This is a genomic window from Gelidibacter pelagius (assembly GCF_017581925.1).
In the GTDB taxonomy this organism is placed as follows: Bacteria; Bacteroidota; Bacteroidia; order Flavobacteriales; family Flavobacteriaceae; genus Gelidibacter; species Gelidibacter pelagius.
This window is the reverse complement of record NZ_JAGEVG010000047.1, coordinates 1-2,601: the sequence shown is the minus strand read 5'-3', so window position 1 is coordinate 2,601 and position 2,601 is coordinate 1. Positions and strand designations below refer to the sequence as shown.

Sequence of the window (2,601 nt, the reverse complement as noted above, 5' to 3'; positions counted from 1 at the left end):
AAGCATCCACAAATACAGGCAGATTCTTCATTCTATTTTCTTTCGTCTTTTTTCTTTCTTCTTTTGTCCTGGCTCCTGACTCCTGACTCCTGACTCCTGACTTCAAACTCATCCGAAAGCATCCACAAATACAGGCAGATTCTTCATTCTACTTTCTTTCGTCTTTCGTCTTTTTTCTTTTTTCTTTCTTCTTTTGTTCTGGCTCCTGGCTCCTGACTCCTGACTCCTGACTTCAAACTCATCCGAAAGCATCCACAAATACGGGCAGATTCTTCATTCTATTTTCTTTCGTCTTTCGTCTTTTTTCTTTTTTCTTTTGTCCTGGCTCCTGGCTCCTAACTCCTGACTTGTCCGAACGTATCCATAGATACGGGCGGATTCTTAGTTCTTAATACTCGGTACTTAGCTCAGAATCCTCTAAAACGGTCGCCGCGGTAAATCCTTAAACCATTTATAAACCAGCTCATTCTCTGGATTCAAAATCACCCATGCCGTAATTATAATCACTTTTATGTCGGTAACAAACGATTCATGATCTTGATACCATTTTTCAACCTCACCTTTAAAAGGATAGATTTGGTTGGTATAAAATGCCCAAGTGTCTTCTCCTCTATTTTTAACTTGAGTAATCAATTCCTCTTCATCCCTAAAAATAATGGAGCCTATTCCGGTAAGACCAGGCTTGACATTATAAATGACTTCTTGAACATCTTTTGGATACGTTTCGAAACTAACCCGCATTAACGGGCGTGGCCCTACAACACTCATATCCCCTTTAAAAATATTGATCAGTTGGGGCAGTTCATTGATTTTACTTTTCCTTAAAAAGCCACCCATTGGCGTGATGCGTGGGTCTTTTTTGGTCGTAAGGACACCTCCTGCCATATTGGGACTGTCTTTTAGCATGGTAGCAAATTTCCAAATCAAAAAAGGTCGGTTCTTGTAGCCTACCCGCTCCTGTTTGTACCAGATATAGCCCTCCCCCGTAAGTTTCAGGCCAATCATAATGGGGATCAACAAAGGTGCTAAAATCACTAAGGCGATTCCAGAGACCACAATATCGCAGCCTCTTTTAAATACTCTATACATAAACTACATTTTTTGATCTAAACTCTTTCCGGTTTCGATATGTTCAAAATCTGGAAGATGTTGTTTTAACAAATCAACAATCGCTGTTTTGTCGTAATGCCCTGAAGCCATCAAATTTTTTAAACCTAAGATCGTTTGATTGATTTCAGCTTGTGATAATTTTCTGGCATTTTTTATGACGCCTAAACTCTTATAAGTCTCTTGATCTACCACATCGGTATCTGTAAAAAATTCTTCGTACAACTTCTCGCCAGAAGTATCCGTATCAAAAAAGTAAACAGGATAAGGGTCGCCTTCTTTTGTCGTTAGTGCTTTTTGCTTCGCTTCGTCATCAGACTGACATTCTATAATTGGTCTTTGGGAAGCTTTGAAAAAATCGATGGTGATATCCTTAAAAAACGCCATTTGTTCTTCGGCCAATTTCGGAAAAAATATGTCACCCGAATTCCCGAGCATGCACGCCAACATACAGATTTGGCCACTCTCTTCAGGCGATACAAAAAAGCGTTTCACGTCGGACGGACAAGAGATGGGTTGGTTCTGAAATAAGCGTTCAATATAACCTGCCAATAGAGAGCCGTTCGAAAAAGCAACATTGGCAAAACGCGCCGTCGTGATCTGCAAATCATTACTATAGGCCATGATCACTTCCTCCATGAGTTTTTTACTCGCCCCCATGACATTCACCGGATTTGCCGCCTTGTCCGTAGAAACGCAAAAGAAATGCTCAGGCTTATGATCCATTAACAAATCTAAAAACGCTTTAGCCTTGAACACATTGTTATCGATCATCGCCTCGATAGAATACTTATCCTTTTCACTCCGCACGTGCTTATGTGCCGCAAAATTGGCTACAATATCAAACGGTCCTTCCGCCAGAAATAGTTTCTCAAAAACAGGATCACCAAAACTCATGGGATAAGTCTTGAACTCCTCTGGAACAAAGGTATTGGCATCCGAACGCAAGGTACGTGTCAATTCCGTTAACCCATTTTCGTTGGTGTCAACTACAAACAGTTTTCCTGGCTTAAACTTTAAAATGGCTTTGATGTACGAAGAACCAATGGTTCCGGCGCCTCCGATCACCAAAACCGATTTACCTGCTATTTTTTCACTTAGAATAGCGGAATTGGCTTCAATATCCTTTTCAAAAAGACTGGTTTCTCTTTTTGTGATGTATGTGTTTATGAAATTTGGAATGTCTATGATGTTCATTTGTGTGTGTGTTTTAGATGTTAGGTATTAGGTTTGAGGGATTAGCATTGAGGCATTAGGGATTAGAGATTAGTGGTGAGAGGTGAGTGGTGAAAGATGTGAATGTCCCTGAATGAAGTTGACCTTTATTCATGATTCGTTATTCGTTATTCGTTATTCGTTATTCAAAAATCAACAATCTTCAATCTTCAATCTTCAACAGTTAATCACTCATAAACCCTCTCGAATCTTGAATCTTGACTCGTGTTTCTATTTTATTTTGTCTTGACTCCTGGCTCTTTATTCTTTTCTCCCGTT

2 protein-coding genes are annotated in these 2,601 nt (G+C 39.8%); both read right to left on the bottom strand.

What is annotated here, in order from left to right; translation table 11 throughout:
* Positions 1-417: 417 nt before the first annotated feature.
* A complete protein-coding gene (locus J4051_RS18705) occupies positions 418-1,089 on the bottom strand; it encodes a sugar transferase (protein ID WP_208235411.1) in 672 nt (223 codons plus the stop codon).
* Positions 1,090-1,092: 3 nt separating this feature from the next.
* A complete protein-coding gene (locus tag J4051_RS18700) occupies positions 1,093-2,304 on the bottom strand; it encodes a polysaccharide biosynthesis protein (RefSeq protein WP_236027613.1) in 1,212 nt (403 codons plus the stop codon).
* Positions 2,305-2,601 lie beyond the last annotated feature (297 nt).